Source organism: Vulcaniibacterium gelatinicum (assembly GCF_008033445.1).
GTDB lineage: Bacteria > Pseudomonadota > Gammaproteobacteria > Xanthomonadales > Xanthomonadaceae > Vulcaniibacterium_B > Vulcaniibacterium_B gelatinicum.
The window spans coordinates 64,788-81,727 of the sequence record NZ_VNKO01000010.1 but is presented as its reverse complement, the minus strand read 5'-3'; the positions used below and the strand labels follow the sequence as shown (position 1 = coordinate 81,727).

Annotated in this window: 13 protein-coding genes; 5 read left to right on the top strand and 8 right to left on the bottom strand. The window is 72.2% G+C overall.

Features of this window, described 5'->3' with window-relative positions; translation table 11 throughout:
• Window positions 1-7 precede the first annotated feature (7 nt).
• The 4 genes from gyrB to dnaA all read right to left on the bottom strand — a co-directional run bounded on the left by gyrB (window position 8) and on the right by dnaA (window position 7,486).
• The gene (gyrB, locus tag FPV26_RS07690) at window positions 8-2,467 is read right to left on the bottom strand and encodes a DNA topoisomerase (ATP-hydrolyzing) subunit B (protein ID WP_147653290.1); all 2,460 of its coding nucleotides are present in this window, start codon (window positions 2,465-2,467) and stop codon (window positions 8-10) included.
• A 934-nt stretch (window positions 2,468-3,401) separates the two neighbouring features.
• Window positions 3,402-4,508, bottom strand: coding sequence for a DNA replication/repair protein RecF (recF, locus tag FPV26_RS07685; protein WP_147653289.1), 1,107 nt, complete (start codon window positions 4,506-4,508; stop codon window positions 3,402-3,404).
• Between the two features lie 275 nt (window positions 4,509-4,783).
• Window positions 4,784-5,884, bottom strand: a complete 1,101-nt coding sequence (gene dnaN / locus FPV26_RS07680; RefSeq protein ID WP_147653288.1) for a DNA polymerase III subunit beta — start codon at window positions 5,882-5,884, stop codon at window positions 4,784-4,786.
• Between the two features lie 270 nt (window positions 5,885-6,154).
• On the bottom strand, window positions 6,155-7,486 hold the full coding sequence (gene dnaA, locus FPV26_RS07675) for a chromosomal replication initiator protein DnaA (protein WP_147653287.1): 1,332 nt from the start codon (window positions 7,484-7,486) through the stop codon (window positions 6,155-6,157).
• Between the two features lie 200 nt (window positions 7,487-7,686).
• Between dnaA and rpmH the strand changes: the two genes are divergently transcribed.
• From rpmH to FPV26_RS07650, 5 genes are all read left to right on the top strand, one after another.
• Complete coding sequence (rpmH, locus tag FPV26_RS07670) at window positions 7,687-7,827, top strand: 50S ribosomal protein L34 (RefSeq protein ID WP_147653286.1); 141 nt, start codon at window positions 7,687-7,689, stop codon at window positions 7,825-7,827.
• 40 nt (window positions 7,828-7,867) lie between these two features.
• On the top strand, window positions 7,868-8,272 hold the full coding sequence (rnpA, locus tag FPV26_RS07665) for a ribonuclease P protein component (protein WP_147653285.1): 405 nt from the start codon (window positions 7,868-7,870) through the stop codon (window positions 8,270-8,272).
• 37 nt (window positions 8,273-8,309) lie between these two features.
• On the top strand, window positions 8,310-9,977 hold the full coding sequence (gene yidC, locus FPV26_RS07660) for a membrane protein insertase YidC (protein WP_147653284.1): 1,668 nt from the start codon (window positions 8,310-8,312) through the stop codon (window positions 9,975-9,977).
• A gap of 43 nt (window positions 9,978-10,020) precedes the next feature.
• The gene (gene mnmE / locus FPV26_RS07655) at window positions 10,021-11,364 is read left to right on the top strand and encodes a tRNA uridine-5-carboxymethylaminomethyl(34) synthesis GTPase MnmE (protein ID WP_147653283.1); all 1,344 of its coding nucleotides are present in this window, start codon (window positions 10,021-10,023) and stop codon (window positions 11,362-11,364) included.
• A gap of 109 nt (window positions 11,365-11,473) precedes the next feature.
• Window positions 11,474-12,505 (top strand): energy transducer TonB, encoded by a 1,032-nt coding sequence (locus FPV26_RS07650; protein ID WP_147653282.1) that lies wholly within the window; start codon window positions 11,474-11,476, stop codon window positions 12,503-12,505.
• A gap of 75 nt (window positions 12,506-12,580) precedes the next feature.
• Here the strand turns inward: FPV26_RS07650 and FPV26_RS07645 are convergent, their stop codons facing one another.
• From FPV26_RS07645 to FPV26_RS07630, 4 genes are all read right to left on the bottom strand, one after another.
• A complete protein-coding gene (locus tag FPV26_RS07645) occupies window positions 12,581-13,762 on the bottom strand; it encodes an ABC transporter permease (RefSeq protein ID WP_147653281.1) in 1,182 nt (393 codons plus the stop codon).
• The gene (locus tag FPV26_RS07640) at window positions 13,759-14,505 is read right to left on the bottom strand and encodes an ABC transporter ATP-binding protein (RefSeq protein WP_147653280.1); all 747 of its coding nucleotides are present in this window, start codon (window positions 14,503-14,505) and stop codon (window positions 13,759-13,761) included. The genes FPV26_RS07645 and FPV26_RS07640 overlap by 4 nt, the downstream gene beginning before the upstream one ends.
• A 1-nt stretch (window position 14,506) precedes the next feature.
• Entirely contained in the window at window positions 14,507-15,991 is a 1,485-nt protein-coding gene (locus FPV26_RS07635; RefSeq protein WP_147653279.1) for an alpha/beta hydrolase, read from the bottom strand.
• Window positions 15,992-16,094: 103 nt separating this feature from the next.
• Window positions 16,095-16,856 carry an FAD-binding oxidoreductase gene (locus FPV26_RS07630; RefSeq protein WP_147653278.1) on the bottom strand — a complete coding sequence of 254 codons (762 nt, stop codon included), beginning with the start codon at window positions 16,854-16,856 and terminating at the stop codon, window positions 16,095-16,097.
• Window positions 16,857-16,940 lie beyond the last annotated feature (84 nt).

Here is a 16,940-nt window from a genome sequence, read left to right as displayed (position 1 = left end):
CGCGGCCTCAGACGTCGAGGTTGGCCACCTTGAGCGCGTTCTCCTCGATGAACTCGCGCCGCGGCTCGACCACGTCGCCCATCAGGGTCGAGAAGATCTGGTCGGCGGCGACCGCGTCCTCGATCCGCACCTGCAGCAGGCGCCGGGTTTCCGGGTTCACCGTGGTTTCCCACAGCTGCTCCGGGTTCATCTCGCCCAGGCCCTTGAAGCGCTGGATCTGGCGGCCCCGCTTGGCCTCCTCCAGCAGCCAGGCCTGGGCCTCGGCGAAGCTCGCCACCGGCTGGCTGCGGTTGCCGCGCTCGACCCGGGCGCCCTCGCGAACCAGGCCGTGCAGCAGCGCCGCGGCCTCGCGCACCGCGCGCAGCTCGCCGCTCTCGAACGCGGCCAGCGGCAGCACCTGCACCGTCTCCTCGCCCATGTGGCGGCGGCGCACGATCAGCGCCGGCGGGCGGCCCTCGCCGCCGGCCTGGGCCTCGAGCGCGTAGCGCGGCTGGCCGAGGCCGCCGCGGTTCAGGCGCGCCTCGAGCGCGGCCAGCTCGTGGCGCTCGTCGGTGTTGCGCGCGAGCGAGGCGGCATCGAGCGGGGTGAAGTCGATCAGCGCCTCCAGCACCTGCGGGTCGTAGCGGTGCGCGGTGCGCTCGATGGTCTCCTTGGCCGCCGCCCAGGCCAGCAGCAGCTTCTCCAGCGCCGCGCCGGTGATCGGCGGTTCGTCCGCGGCCGGCACCAGGCTCGCGCCCTCGACCGCGTTGCCGGCCAGGTACGCATCCAGCGCCGCGTCGTCCTTGAGGTAGATCTCGTTCTTGCCCTGCTTGACCTTGTACAGCGGCGGCAGGCCGATGTAGACGTGGCCGCGCTCGATCAGCTCCGGCATCTGCCGGTAGAAGAAGGTCAGCAGCAGGGTGCGGATGTGGGAGCCGTCCACGTCCGCGTCGGTCATGATGATGATGCGGTGGTAGCGCAGCTTGTCCGGGTTGTACTCGTCCTTGCCGATGCCGGTGCCGAGCGCGGTGATCAGGGTGCCGACTTCCGCGGACGAGAGCATGCGGTCGAAGCGCGCGCGCTCGACGTTGAGGATCTTGCCGCGCAGCGGCAGCACCGCCTGGTTGCGGCGGTTGCGGCCCTGCTTGGCGCTGCCGCCGGCCGAGTCGCCCTCGACGATGAACAGTTCCGACAGCGCCGGGTCCTTCTCCTGGCAGTCGGCGAGCTTGCCGGGGAGCCCGGCGATGTCGAGCGCGCCCTTGCGCCGGGTCAGCTCGCGCGCCTTGCGCGCGGCCTCCCTCGCGCGCGCGGCCTCGACCACCTTCTCGGCGATCGCGCGCGCCTCCGCCGGATGCTCCTGCAGGAACTCCTCGAGCCTGGCGCCGAACACGCTCTCGACCACCGGCTTGACTTCCGAGCTGACCAGTTTCTCCTTGGTCTGCGAGGAGAAGCTCGGGTCGGGCACCTTGACCGAGAGCACCGCGATCAGGCCTTCGCGCATGTCGTCGCCGGACAGGGCGACCTTGGCGTTCTTGGCCAGCCCGTTCTGCTCGATGTAGTTCGACAGGGTGCGGGTGAGCGCGGCGCGGAACCCGGCGAGGTGGGTGCCGCCGTCCTTCTGCGGGATGTTGTTGGTGAAGCAGAACATCGTTTCCTGGTAGGCGTCGGTCCACTGCAGGGCGACGTCCACGGTGATGCCGTTCTGCTCGCCGCTGACCGCGATCACGTTCGGGTGCAGCGGGGTCTTCAGTTGCGCCAGGTGCTCGACGAAGGAGCGGATGCCGCCCTGGTACTGGAACACGTCGCTGCGGCCCTCTCCGCGCTCGTCGGTGAGGGTGATGCGCACGCCCGAGTTGAGGAACGACAGTTCGCGCAGGCGCTTGGCGAGGATGTCGTAGTGGAACTCGGTGTCGGTGAAGATCTGCGCCGAGGGCAGAAAGCGCAGGGTGGTGCCGCGGCGCGTGGAGGGTTCGCCCTGGCGCAGCGGGTACAGCGGTTCGCCGAGGGCGTATTCCTGCTGCCAGTGGTAGCCATCGCGCCAGATGTCGAGCCAGAGGTGTTCGGACAGGGCGTTGACCACCGACACGCCGACGCCGTGCAGGCCGCCGGAGACCTTGTAGGCGTTGTCGTCGAACTTGCCGCCGGCGTGGAGGACGGTGAGGATCACCTCGGCGGCGGAGCGGCCTTCCTCCTTGTGGATGTCCACCGGGATGCCGCGGCCGTTGTCGGAGACGGACACCGAGCCGTCGTCGTGGATGGTGACCTGGATGTCGTTGGCGAAGCCGGCGAGGGCTTCGTCGATCGAGTTGTCCACGACCTCGAACACCATGTGGTGCAGGCCGGTGCCGTCGTGCACGTCGCCGATGTACATGCCCGGCCGTTTGCGCACGGCCTCCAGGCCGCGCAGGACGGTGATCTTGCTGGAGTCGTAGGTCTGGGCCGGCGCCGGTTCGGCGGGGGTGGGCGAGGCGTGCTCGTGTTGCGACATGCGGGCTCCCGCGACGACACCGCCGGTGGGCGGTGCATCAGGACACATTAGCTATGGGTGCGGAGAGTATACCCGAGGGGGCGGGGGAAGGTCGGGGGGCAGGGGCACGTGGGCCGGGCGCGGGCGATGCCGCAGCGGGAGCGGAGTCCGCTGGGGTACTCTTGTAACTTATTGATTTTAAACGCTTATTTCGGCGACATGCAGGTTGGATCCCGCCTGCACGATTGGCAACGTGAGGCACGCGTGCAGGCGCGTGTGCCGCCGGCTTCGTGTCCGGTGAGAGGCCAGCGCGCACTTGTGCATCAGCGGCTTCGCGCGGGGGCGCCGGTCTGCCTGGGGTGGGGTTCGCCGCGTGGGCTCCGCGTCCGGCTCCGACACGCGGCCGCGCGCCATCCTTGGCGCGCTCGAACTCCACCCCAGGCAGACCGACGCCTCGGGGATCTGTGTGTCATAGCTTCGATGCCGTCGTCCCGGCGCAAGCCGGGACCCATGTGGATGTTGCTTTCGACTCAAGCGCCCAGAGGCCCCCCGAGGGTCTGGTGTGCGGGGGGGTCGCGTCAAGCCGCCATGGGTGAGCACAGGCTGCTCGTGCGGCACTGCCGCGCGGCTTGGGCGAACGCCCGGCGCGCTGCGCCGGGCCGGGAGAGCCGCGCAGCGGTGTCCCTGACCAAGCGCGAAGAACCCCCCCCCGCGCACCGGACCCGGGACGACCATACCTTCCGCGATCAACCCGGATCCGGGCCGACCAAACTTCCCGCAACTCGTACAGGAGCTGACCAAGCTTCTGCGATCGAGAACACGTGCCCCCGCCTTTGCCGCCTAACCCCCGGATGGGGATCCAGGCCTGGTTTTCTGCTGTTATGCGCGGGCTCAAGGACCTGTGGCGTCTTGGCCCCAGGGGCCGGAACGGGATAACCCGCCATCCGCCCTGCGCTCAGCCGGCGACCACCCGCCCCTGTTCCACGTGGAACCTGGCCGTGGGGGTGCCCAGGGCGGCCCAGCCGGGGGGGGGCTCGGTGCCGGTCACGATCACCTGGGCGCCGCTGGCGATGAGCCACGCCAGCACGCCCGCCTGGTGGCGGCGGTCGAGCTCGGAGGCGAGGTCGTCGAGCAGGATCACCGGCCAGTCGCCGCGCAGGCCGGCGTGGCATTCGGCCTGCGCCAGCAGCAGCGACAGGGCGGTGAGCTTGGCCTGGCCGCGGGACAGGCCTTCACGGCCAGGCAGGCCGGTGTAGCGGATCTGCCAGTCGGCCCGGTGCGGGCCGACACTGGTGTGGCCCAGGGCCAGGTCGCGCTCGCGCGCCAGCAGGAGCGCGTCGGCCAGCGGCAGCTCCTCGCGGCGCCAGCCGGGCTGGAACTCGAGCCGGGCCTCGCCCCCGGCCGGCAGCAGGAGCGCCGCCATCTGCGCCAGATGCGGGGCCAGCTGCTCCAGGTAGCGCTCTCGGGCCCGGGTCAGGGCCTCCCCAGTCGTGGCCAGTTCATGTTCCCACGCCTCCAGCTCGGCCGGCTCCGCCCGCCCTTTCAGCAACTGGTTGCGCTGCTTCAGGGCCCGCGCGCAACGCCGCCACAGGCCCAGGAAGTCCGGTTCCACGTGGAACAACCCCCAATCGAGCAGGCGGCGGCGTGGTTCGCTGCCGCCGTTGACCAGGGCGTGGCTGCCGGGTTCGAAGGTGACCACCGCCAAGGCGGCGCAGAGTTCGCCCAGGTGGCCCACGTCCCGGCCGTCGAGGCGCGCAGTCCAACTGCCGCCGGCATGGCGCAGACCGGCGCGGTGCGTCCGCGGGGGCAAGCTCGGCGCAGTCTGCGCGGCCCCGTCCTGCCATTCGACATAGAGCTCCAGCGCCGGGCTCCCGGCCCGGATCAACCCGTCCCGAACCCGCCCCCGGAAGCTGCGCCCGTAAGCCAGCAGATGCAGGGCCTCGAGCAGGCTGGTCTTGCCCGTGCCATTGTCGCCGGTGATCAGGTTCAAGCCCGGGTGCGGCGCCAGGCTGGCCGCCTCGAACCGGCGCAGGTGGTGAAGGTCGAGGCGGGTGACGTGCATGGGCGGGATTTAGCCACGAATCGCCGGGGAGCGGAACCGGGATCCTGTCCGAGAGGAGGGGTTGCCGGCATGATCCCTGCCATTGGCGCGCCGATCGGTACCAATCCTGCACTTTTCGCGCAATGAATGGTCGCCCCGGAGCGCGGCCCGCCCTGTCCCGCCTGCCGCCCGGCGCGGGGCAGGCCTTCCCTGTCTGGGCAGGAACCGCTGGGCTGCAAAACAGAACGCCCGGGGGAAACCCGGGCGTTCCACGTGGAACCTCACGGCGGGCCCGCTCAGAGCCGCAGCGGCATCACTACATGCCGGCAACGCTCGCTGCTCGCCTCGCGCACCAGCGCCGAGGAATTGGCGTCGCGCAACTGCAGGACCACCTGCTCCTCGCGCAGGGCGGTGAGCGCGTCGAGCAGGTAGTTGACGTTGAAGCCGATCGCCAGGCCGTCCACGCGGGTCTCGGCCTCGACTTCCTCCTGCGCCTCTTCCTGTTCGGGATTGTGGGCGCTGATCCGCAACTGGCCCGGGGAGACCTCGATCCGCACGCCGCGGTACTTCTCGTTGGACAGGATCGCCGCGCGCTGCAGCGCGGCGCGCAGCGTCTCGCGCCCGATCCGCACCTCGCGCTCGGCGCCGATCGGGATCACCGCTTCGTAGTCCGGGAAGCGGCCGTCGATCAACTTCGAGGTGAAGGTGACATCGTCGCGCTTGACCCGGATGTGGCTGCGCCCGACCTCGAGCTCCAAGATCCGGTCGCCGCCCTCGAGCAGGCGCTGCAGTTCCTGCACGCCCTTGCGCGGGACGATGATCTGGCGCTTGGTGCCGCGCCCGCCGTCCAGGCCGGATTCGCACAGGGCCAGCCGGTGGCCGTCGGTGGCCACGCAGCGCAGCGCCTGCTCACGCAGGTCGAACAGCAGGCCGTTGAGGTAGTAGCGCACGTCCTGCTGCGCCATCGCGAACGCGGTGCGCTCGATCAGTTCCTTCAGCGCCGCCTCCGGCACCTGCACCCGTTCGGTGGCCTCGACCTCGTCCACGGAAGGGAAATCGTGAGCCGGCAGCGTGGCCAGGGTGAAACGGCTGCGCCCGGCCTGCACGGTCACCTTGTCGCCGCTCTGGCTGACCGTGACCCGGCTGCCGTCGGGCAGGGCACGCACGATCTCGAACAGCTTGCGCGCCGGGATCGTGGTTTCGCCGTCCTGGGCCTCGTCCACCGCCTGGCGCGCGACCATCTCCACTTCGAGGTCGGTGCCGGTCAGCGACAGCTGCCCGCCCTGGACCTGGACCAGCAGGTTGGCCAGCACCGGCAGGGTCTGCCGCCGTTCGACCACGTTGACGACCTGCGCCAACGGCTTGAGGAAGACTTCGCGTTGCAGGGAAAAGCGCATGCGGACCCCGTGCCCTCGAATGTGTTGTCGGACCAGCGTGTAGCGGAGGAAAACTTCAAAAGCTGGTGGTGCTGGAGCGGCGGAAACCCGGGGACAAGCCAGGCAAGTGCCTGATCCGCTTCGGCTTTCCGCACGCCGTCAGGCCGTGGACAAGCCGCACCGCGGGGCGTGGGCAACCTGTGGACAATTCCGCGGCCTGGTTCCTGCCCCCCGGTTGTCCACAGCTTGTGCCCCGCCTGCGCGCCGAGGCCTGTGGATGCCGCCCCGCGCTCACTCGCTGAGCTTGCGGATCAGCTTGTCCCAGTCCTCGCGCAGCTTGCCGTCGGTTTCCAGCAACCCCCGGATCTGCCGGCACGCGTGCAGCACGGTCGTGTGGTCGCGGCCGGCGAAGGCATCGCCGATCTCCGGCAGGCTGTGCTCGGTGAGCTCCTTCGCCAACGCCATCGCCATCTGGCGCGGGCGGGCCAGCGAGCGCGTCCGCCGTTTCGACAACAAGTCCTTGAGCTGCAAGCCGTAGTAGTCTGCCACGGTCTTCTGGATGTTGGCGATGCCGATCGCCTGCTGCTGCGCGCGCAGCAGATCGCGCAGGGTTTCCTGGGCGAATTCGACCGTGATCGGCCGGCCGGTGAAGTTGGCGCGCGCGGCCAGGGTGTTGAGCGCGCCCTCCAGGTCGCGCACGTTGCTGCGCATCTTCTTGGCGATCAGGAACGCCACGTCCTCCGGGATCGCCGCGCCGCGCTCGCGTGCCTTGCTCAGCACGATCTGGGCCCGGGTCTCGAAGTCGGGCGGCTCGATCGCCACGCTCAGCCCCCAGGCCAGGCGCGACTTCAGCCGCGGCTCCAGCCCTTCCACCTCGCGCGGGTAGCGGTCGCAGGTCAGGATGATCTGCTGGCGGCCGTCGAACAGCGCGTTGAAGGTGTGGAAGAACTCCTCCTGGGTGCGGTCCTTGCCGGCGAAGAACTGGATGTCGTCGATCAGCAGCGCGTCCACCTGCTGGAACTGGCGCTTGAACGCGTCCATGGCCTTGTCCTGCAGCGCCTTCATCATCGCGCTGAAGAACTGTTCCGAACGCAGGTACAGCACGCGCATCGCCGGGTTCTGCCGGCGCATCTCGTTGCCGGCGGCGAACATCAGGTGGGTCTTGCCCAGGCCGGTGCCGCCGTACAGCAGCAGCGGGTTGTGGGCGCGGTCGCCGGGCTTGAGCGCCGCCTGCCAGGCCGCGGCGCGGCCGAGCTGGTTGCTGCGGCCCTCGACGAAGTTGTCGAAGGTGTAGTGCGCATCGAGGTTGCCGTGGAACGGCTCGGCGAGCGGCGCGCGCGCCGGGGCGGCCGATGCCGACGGCAGCGGCGCGCCGGCCGGCTCGGCCCGGCGCAGCGAGCCGATCTCGAGGCTGACCTCGGCGCTGCCGGCGTAGTGGGCGAGCAGCTCGCGGATCCGGGCCAGGTAGCGCGCGCGCACCGCCTCCATCACGAACGCGTTCGGGGCGTAGAGCACGATCCCGTGTTCGCGGCGGTCGGCCTGCAGCGGCTTGAGCCAGGTGTGCACATCCTCGGCGGGGAATTCGGCTTCGAGGCGTTCCAGGCAGCGCGGCCAGGCATCCATGGGGCTTGCGGTCTCGTCGAAACGGCAGCGGCACGATGGCGAGGCATCGTGCACGCTGTGGATAAGAGGGAGCGGCGCAGCCTACCACCGGCCCGGGGCCGGGGCCAACGCGGCGCGCCTGAACGCGGCGTTGACCCGCCCGCGGCCGGCCGGCTACACTTTCCGGTCTTACTTTCGCCGCTTCGACGCACGAGCCTGACATGGCCACCAAGCGCACCTACCAGCCCAGCAACCTCAAGCGCAAGCGCGACCACGGCTTCCGTGCCCGGATGAAGACCGCCGACGGCCGCAAGGTCCTCGCGCGCCGCCGCGCCAAGGGCCGCCGTCGCCTCGCCGTCTGACCCGCGTCGGCCGCCCCGCGCCGACGCCGCGCTTCCCGTCATGGACGCCCGCTTCCCGCGCAGCGCGCGGGTGCGCGCGCGCGCCGAGTTCGACCGCGTGTTCGAGCGCGGTCGCCGTTGCTCCGACCGACTGCTCGCGCTGCACTGGCTGGCCGCGGACACGCCCGCGCGCTTGGGCCTTGCGGTCTCGCGCAAGGTGGATCCGCGCGCGGTGGTGCGCAACCGGCTCAAGCGCGCGCTGCGCGAGGAATTCCGCCGCCTGCGCCCGCGGCTGGCCGGCGGCGATTACGTGATCGTCGCGCGCGCGGCCGCGGGCCAGGTGCCGGCCGCGGCGCTGCGCGCCGCGCTCGCGGCCGTGCTGCAGCGGGCCGGCGCGTTGCCGGCGCCGCCCCCCGCCGGCACAATGCCCGGCCTCCCCGAGTCGCCATCTTCCCCTTCCCTCTGATGCCGCGCGGACCGCGCGCGCCGAGCCTGCCTGCCCGATGAACCAGATCCGCGCCTTCCTGATCTTCGCCTGGCTGATGGTGGCGACCCTGCTGTGGCTGGAATGGAGCAAAGAGCAGGCTGCGCCGCCGGCCGCGGTGCCGGGGACGGCGCAGGCCCAGGCCGAGGCGGTGCCCGCCGGTTCCGGCGCCGGTGTGCCGGCCGCCCCGGGGGCGCAAGTGGTGCCAGCGGCGCCGGGCGCTGTGCCCGCGCCGGCGGCGGCCGCCCCGGCGCACAGCGTCACCGTCACCACCGACGTGCTGCGCCTGCGCCTGGACGGCGGCAGCATCACCAGCGCCGAGCTGCTGGACTACGCCCGGACCACCGAGCGCGGCAGCCCGCCGGTGCAGCTGCTGGATGCGCGGCCGGAGCATTACTTCGTCGCCCGCAGCGGCTGGACCGCGAGCGCCGGGCCGAGCCCGGGACATACCGGCTTCGTGCCCGAGGGCGGCGTGCGCGAGGTGACGCTCGCGCCGGGCGCGACGGCGGTCGAGGTGCCGTTCGTGTGGCAGGGCAACGGCGTGCACATCCGCCGGGTGTACACGATTCCGCGCGGCGGCTATGCGATCGGCGTGCGCGACGAGGTCCGCAACACCGGGACCGCGCCCTGGTCGGGTTACGTCTACCGCCAGCTGCTGCGCGATCCGCCGGCGGCCAAGAGCGGGCTGACCAATCCCGAGGCCTACAGCCTCAGCGGCGCGGCCTGGTACAGCCCCGAGGACAAGTACGAGAAGCGCCGCTACGAGGACTTCCTCGACGACGGCCCGCTGGACAAGACCGTGACCGGCGGCTGGGTGGCGCTGGTGCAGCACCATTTCCTGGCCGCGTGGGTGCCGCAGCCGGATCAGCCGGCACTGTACGCGCTGACGGTGCAGGGCCGGGTGCACGGGATCGAGGCGCGCGGGCCGCGCTTCGACGTCGCGCCCGGGCAGACCGTCACCAGCCAGGCGCGGCTGTGGGTCGGGCCCAAGCTCGCCGGGCCGATGGACCAGGTCGCGCCGGGACTCGGGCTGTCGCTGGACTACGGCGTCTTCACCTTCCTGGCCAAGCCGCTGCACTGGCTGCTGGCGCTGCTCGAGCGCCTGACCGGCAACTGGGGCTGGGCGATCGTGCTGCTGGTGGTGCTGATCAAGCTCGCCCTGTATCCGCTGTCGGCGGCGCAGTACAAGTCCATGGCCAAGATGCGCCGCTTCCAGCCGCGCATCGAGCAGCTCAAGGAGCGCTACGGCGACGACCGGCAGAAGTTCCAGATGGCGATGCTGGAGCTGTACAAGAAGGAGAAGATCAACCCGGTCGGCGGGTGCCTGCCGATCCTGCTGCAGATCCCGGTGTTCCTGGCGCTGTACTGGGTGCTGCTGGAATCGGTCGAGCTGCGCCACGCGGCGTGGATCCCGGGCTGGATCAACGACCTCACCGCGCGCGACCCGTACTTCGTGCTGCCGGTGCTGAACGTGGCGATCATGTGGGTCACGCAGAAGCTGACGCCGGCGCCGGGCATGGACCCGATGCAGAAGAAGATGATGCAGCTGATGCCGGTGGTGTTCGGCGCGCTGATGATCTTCTTCCCGGCCGGCCTGGTGCTGTACTGGGTGACCAACGGCGCGCTCGGCCTGCTGCAGCAGTGGTGGATGACCCGGCGCTACAGCGAGCCGGCGGCGAAGCCGTAACGCGCCGCGGCGGCGCCGGGCGGGGACGGAAGGCAGGCCCGCCATGCACGAGACCGACACCATCGTCGCCATCGCCACCCCGCCCGGCGCGGGCGGGGTCGGGATCGTGCGCCTGTCGGGGCCGCAGGCGCGGGCGATCGGCGCGGCGGTGTGCGGCGGGCGCCGGCTGCGGCCGCGGCATGCGCACCACGCGCGCTTCCTCGATGCCGACGGGGCGGTGCTCGATGACGGCATCGTGCTGTGGTTTGCCGCGCCGGCCAGCTACACCGGCGAGGACGTGGTCGAGTTGCAGGCGCACGGCAGCCCGGTGGTGCTGCGCGAACTGGTGGCGCGCTGCTGCGCGCTCGGCGCGCGGCCTGCGCGGCCGGGCGAGTTCAGCGAGCGCGCGTTCCTCAACGGCCGGCTCGACCTGACCCAGGCCGAGGCGGTGGCGGACCTGATCGCGGCCGGCGACGCGCGCGCGGCGCGCGCGGCGCGGCGCGCCCTGGACGGGGTGTTCTCGCAACGGGTGGAGGCGCTGGCGGCGGCGCTGCTGACGGCGCGGGTGCACGTGGAGGCGGCCATTGATTTCGCCGACGAGCCGCTGGACACGCTCGGCGGAGCGCAGCTGCGGCAGCGGCTGGACGCGGCCCAGGGCGCGCTGGCGACGCTGCTGGCCGAGGCCGAGCGCGGGCAGAAGCTGCGCGACGGGGTGCATGCAGTGATCGTCGGCCCGCCCAACGCCGGCAAGAGTTCACTGCTCAACGCCCTGGCCGGCAGCGAGCGCGCGATCGTCACCGACATCGCCGGCACCACCCGCGACCTGCTGCGCGAGACCGTGCACCTGGACGGCCTGGAGCTGACCCTGGTGGACACCGCCGGCCTGCGCGCCGGCGGGGATCCGATCGAGCAGGAGGGCATGCGCCGGGCCCGGGCCGAGCTGGCCCGCGCCGACCTGGCGCTGGTGGTGCTCGATGCCTGCGCGCCTGAAGCGGGGCGGGCCGCGGTGGCCGAGGCGGTCGCGGCGGTGCCGCGGCGGCTGTGGATCCACAACAAGGCCGACCTGCTGCCCGGCGCGCCGCCGCCGGAGACGGCCGAGGCGGTGTGGGTCTCGGCCCGGACCGGGGCCGGGCTGCCGGCCCTGCACGCACGCCTGCGCGCCCTGGCCCTGGGCGAGGCGGGCGAGGGGGCCGAAGGCGCGTTCACCGCCCGCGCGCGCCAGGTCGAGGCCCTGCGCCGGGCCGCCGAGGCCTTGGCCCAGGCCCGCGCCGAGCTGGCGCGGGAGGCGCCCGAACTCGCCGCCGAGGCCCTGCGCCAGGCCCACGACGCGCTCGGCGAGATCACCGGCCGGATCGCGCCGGATGAGCTACTCGGTCACATTTTCGGCACCTTCTGCATCGGCAAGTAACGCCGGCAGCGGGTTCATCCGACCGCGGGAGTTGACAAACGGCGCCCACTGGCGCGAGCTAGATGGACGTGCGGCGAAGCCGCACACCACAGGGGATATGGGGTTCCACATGTCACACACATCGCCACAGCTGTCCGCGCGCCTGCCGCGGCTGCCGCTGATACTCACCCTCGCGCTGGCGGTCGCGCTCGGCGCGTGCAAGAAAGAAGAAGCCGCGCCCGACCAGGCTGCGGGCCCGGCCACGGGCCAGGCCGCCGCGCCGCAACCGGCGGTGTCCGACAGCGTCGCGGCGATGAGCCCCGAGCAGTTGCGCGAGGCCGCCAGCGCCGCGCTGCGGGAGCAGCGCCTGTACGCGCCGGCCGGCAACAACGCGATGGAGTACTACCTGGCCCTGCGCGACAAGGCGCCGAACGACCCGGCGGTGGCCAGCGCGCTCACCGACCTGATGCCGTACGCGCTGATCGCCGCCGAGCAGAGCATCGCGCGCGAGGACATCGCCGAAGCCAAGCGCCTGTACGCGCTGATGCAGAAGGCCGATCCGAAGGCGCCGGCGCTGCCGCGGCTGCAGCAGACCATCGCCCAGCAGGAGCAGGCGCTGGCCCAGCGCGCGCAGCAGGAGGAGCAGCGCACCGAGGAGGAGCAGCGCCGCCAGGCCGAACTCGAACGCCAGCGCCAGGAACAGCAGCGGCAGGCGCAGGAAGAGGCCGCGCGCCAGCTCGCCGCGCAGCAGGCCGCGCAACGCGAGGCCGAGCAGCGTGCCGCCGCGCAACGCGAGGCCGAGCAGCGCACCGCCGCGCAGCCACAACCGGCACAGCCGCAGCCGGCGCAACCGCAGCCGGCCGCGCCGCAGCCGGCGGCCGCATCGGCGCCGCGCACGGCGGGCGCGACCACCTTACGCCCGATCAGCACGCCCGCGCCGACCTATCCACCCGAGGCGCTGCGCGCCGGCCGCAGCGGCCAGGTGCAGGTCGAGTTCACCGTCGGTGTGGACGGCACGGTGACCGACGCGCGGGTGATCAACGCCGATCCGCCGCGCGTGTTCGACCGTGCCGCGCTGGCCGCCGTGCGTCGCTGGCGCTTCCAGCCGGTGTCCGAGCCGGTCACCACCCGGCGCACGATCGCGTTCAACCCGGGCGGCTGAACCGCACCCGCCGCGACACGAAAAAGCCCGGCGCACGCCGGGCTTTTTCGTTGCGGGCGTGGCCGCGCCGGGCGCTCAGGCCGAGATCGCCAGCTTTTCGCGGTGGTACAGCCGCGCCGCGGCCAGCCACAGCAGCAGGCCCAGGCCGAACGCGCTGGCCAGGTACACCCCCCATTCCTGCGCGCCCACCGGTTCGCTGCGCACCAGCTTCAGGATCAGCTGGTTCTGGGCCAGGAACGGCACCGCGAACTGCCACAGCTGCTGCTTGACCGGGTTCACCAGCAGCACCAGCGTCGGCACGATCGGCAGCAGCATCAGCACGCTCATGTAGCTCTGCGCCTCCTTCACCGACTTCACGCTGGCCGCGATCAGGGTCAGCAGGGTGGTGCCGATCAGCACCATCGGCAGCAGCACCAGCAGCAGCTGCGCCAGCACCCGCGGCGAGACGTTGACATGCCGGAACGGGCCCGGGGCGAAGGCGAAGCTGGCCTTGAACGAGAGCAGGATCAGCAGCAGCGAGAGCATGCCGAACGCGCACGCGGCCACGATCTTGCCGCTCATGATCGCGCCGCGCGCCGCGGGCGTGGCCAGCAGCGGTTCCAGCGACTGCCGCTCGCGTTCGCCGGCGGTGACGTCGATCACCAGGTAGGCGCCGCCGAGGAACGCGCTCAGGATCAGCAGGTAGGGCAGGAACGCGAGCAGCATGCCGCGCTTGGCCTCGGGCGTGGCCACGTCGCGCTGCCCGACCAGCAGCGGCGAGGCCACCTGCGGGCTGAGGCCGCGGGTGACGATGCGCAGCGCGCCGAGCTGCTGCGCGTAGCCCTGCAGCGCCGCGCGCACGCGCTCGACCGGGATCTGCGAATCCTGGCGCGAGCTGTCGTAGATCAGCTCGACCTGGGCCGGGCGGCTGGCGCGCCAGTCGGCGGCGAACTCCGGCGGGATGCGCAGCACCACATCGAACTCCTGCGCCCGCACCTGGGCCACCGCGTCACGCGGCGGCGGCTTGGGCTCGATGTTCTCGCTGCGCAGGTGGCGCAGCAGGTTGGGCGCGTGCGCGGCGCCGATCACCGGCAGCGCCAGGGTGGACTCGAGCTGGGTGCGGGCGCGCTTCTCGGCCATGCCGCCCATGCCCAGGATCAGCGCCGGGAACAGCAGCGGGCCCATCAGCAGGCCGATCATCACCGTGCGCCGGTCGCGGAACAGGTCCACCAGCTCCTTGCGCGCGACGGTCAGCAGCGAATGCAGGTATTCCCTCATGCGTGCAGGCCCTCCTCCGAGCCGATCAGGCGGACGAAGGCGTCCTCCAGGTTGTCCTCGCCGGTGCGCGCGCGCAGCTCGCCGGGCGTGCCTTCGGCCTTCACCTCGCCGTGCGCGATCACCACGATGCGGTCGCACAGCATCGCCACCTCCTGCATGATGTGGCTGGAGAAGATCACGCAGCGCCCCTCGGCGCGCAGCTGGCGCAGGAATTCGCGCAGGCCGCGGGTGGTCATCACGTCCAGGCCGTTGGTCGGCTCGTCCAGGATCACGTTCCTCGGGTCGTGCACCAGCGCGCGCGCGATCGCGGTCTTGGTGCGCTGGCCCTGGGAGAAACCCTCGGTGCGGCGGTCGAGGAAATCCTCCATCTGCAGCGCCCGGGCGATGCGCGCGGTGCGCTCGGCGACGACCGCATCGTCCAGGCCGTGCAGGCGGCCGAAGTAGGCGATGTTCTCGCGCGCGGTCAGGCGCTTGTACACGCCGCGCGCGTCGGGCAGCACGCCCAGGCGGCGGCGCACCTCGGCGGCGTCGCGTGCCACGTCCAGGCCGTCCACGCGCACGCTGCCGCGGTCGGGCGCCATCAGGGTGTAGAGCATGCGCAGGGTGGTGGTCTTGCCGGCGCCGTTGGGGCCGAGCAGGCCGGTGATCTCGCCGTCGCGCGCGGTGAAGCCGACCCCGCGCACCGCGTGCACGGGGCCGGTCCTGGTGCGGAAGGTCTTGTGCAGGTCGTGGACTTCGATCATCTCAGGGCTCCCAGCCGTAGGCGCCGGCGAACGGCGGCACGGGTTGCAGGCGCTGCAGGCAGCCCGCGTCGAGCGAGCGGGCGTCGGCCCGCTCGAGGAACTGCGCGAACAGCTTCGGCATGCAGCCGACCGCGAGCACGCTGTGGCCCTGTCCGGGCAGCACCAGGTGGCGGCCGTTGCGCAGATGCCGGACCACGTCGTGGCCGTAGCGCGGCGGAGTGACCGGGTCGTGTTCGCCGCTGATCGCCAGCACCGGCAGGTCGCCGCGCAGCGGGGCGCGGAAGTCGGCCGGGCGCGTGCCCTTCGGCCACTGCGCGCACTGGGCGAGGGTGAAGGCGACGAACTCGGGGCCGAGCACGCGGCCGGCGTCGGCCGGGTCCGCGCGCAGCTCGGGCGCGTCCTCGGTGCACAGCACCGACAGCTGCATGCCGAGCGCGATCGCGTCGCCGAGGTCGGCGTACAGCAGGCGCGACTGCGCCAGCAGGCTCTCGTAACGGCCCTGCGCGGCCTCGTGCAGCAGCCACGGCAGCACCGCGGCGGCCTGCGGCTGGTAGGCATACAGGCGCAGCAGCGCGGCGAGGTGGCCGTAGCGCGGCACCTCCTCGCGCCACTGTCCGTCCACCGGATCGCGGTAGCGCACCGGCGCCAGGCCGCCCTGCTGCAGGCGGGTGCGCAGCGCAGCCAGGTGCGCGGCCGGATCGCCGAGGTTCCTGCGGCAGCCGGCGTCGGCGCGGCAGCGGGCGAACTGCGCCTGCAGTGCCGCGTCGAGGTTGCGCGCGTGTTCCTGGCCGAGCACCAGCGAGTTGGGCACCACCGAATCCAGGGTCACGGTGCGCACGTGCTGCGGATGGCGCTTGGCGTACTGCTGGGCGACGCGGGTGCCGTAGGACACGCCGAGCAGGTTCAGCCGCGGCGCGCCGACCGCCTCGCGCACGCGTTCGAGGTCGCGGACGTGGTCGGTGGTGGTGTACCGGCGCAGGTCCGCTTTCGCCGCCAGCGCCTTGCGGCAGTCGGCGGCGAAGCGGGCATTGGCTTCGGCCGAGGACTCGAGCAGCGCCTCGAGCCCTTCGTCCGGGTCGCACTGCAGCCGGTGCGACCCGCCGGTGCCGCGCGCGTCCACCAGCAGCACGTGGCGGGTGCGGCGGGCGTCGGCGAGCGCGTCGTGCAGCAGCGGATAGGCCTCGCGCGCGGACTGGCCGGGGCCGCCGGCGATGAACACGATCGGGTCTTCGGCCGGCTCGCCGCGGGCGGGGATCCAGGCCACCGCCAGCCCGATCCTGCGGCCGTCGGGGCGGTCGTGGTCTTCCGGCACCTGCAGCGTGGCGCACTGCGCCTCGACCGACTGCCGCATCGCGGTCAGGGCGCACGGAGTGAAGGCGAGGCGGCCGTAACGCAGGCCATTGGCCTCGGGTGTCGGAGTGGGCGGCGCGCCGCCGCAGGCGGCGAGTGCCAGCGCGGCGAGTCCGATCAGGCAACGACGATCCATGTGTCCTCCTAGCGAAAGCGCAACACCGTACACGACCCGGGCGGCGCGGAAAATGTGACCGTGGTCGTGTTCGGCGGCCGGACGCACGCGCCGGGCGCGGCGGCTACTTGCCGCTGACGTACTTCTCGCGCCGGATGTGCGGCACCGGCAGGCCGTGGCCCTTCAGCGCCTCGAAGCAGGCGTCCACCATGTTCGGGTTGCCGCACAGGTAGGCGATGTCGTGCGTGGGGTCGGGCGCGAACTCGGCCAGGTGCTGCTGCACGTAGCCGCGGCGCACGTCGGCGTGCGCGTGTGGCGAGCCCGCGGCCGGCAGCTCGCGCGAGAAGCAGGGCACGAAGCGGAACCCGGGATGCGCCGCGGCGAAGGCGCGGAACTCCTCGCCGTAGAGCAGCTCGGCAGGCGTGCGCACGCCGAACAGCAGCACCACCTCCACCCCGCGCTCGCGCATCAGCTGCGCCAGCTGCGGCAGCATCGAACGGTAGGGCGTGACCCCGGTGCCGGTGCCGATCAGCAGGTAGCGCCGGTTGGCGTCGTTCGGCAGCAGGCAGAAGCGGCCATAGGGCCCGCTGGCCTCGATCCGCTCGCCCTCGCCCAGGGCCTCGAACAGCGCGGTGGCCGCCCCGCCCGGCACGTAGCTGACCGCGATGTCCACCGCCTCGCCCGGACCCAGGGCGTGGTCGTGGATCGTGGCCAGGGAGTAGCTGCGCTTGGCCGGGGTGCCGTCGGCATAGCGGAAGTGGACCTGGATGAACTGGCCGGGGATGAAGTCCAGCGGCTGGCCGTCGTCGCGGACGAAGCTGAGGTGGGCCACCGTCGGCGCCAGCATGCGGCGGCCGACGAGCTTGAGCGGGAAATGGACGGGCACGGATCGGGAAACTGTGTTGCCGGAGCGGGCCCCGGAGGCTGCCTATACTACCGGCATCGCCGCGCCGACCGCGGCCCGGATCCC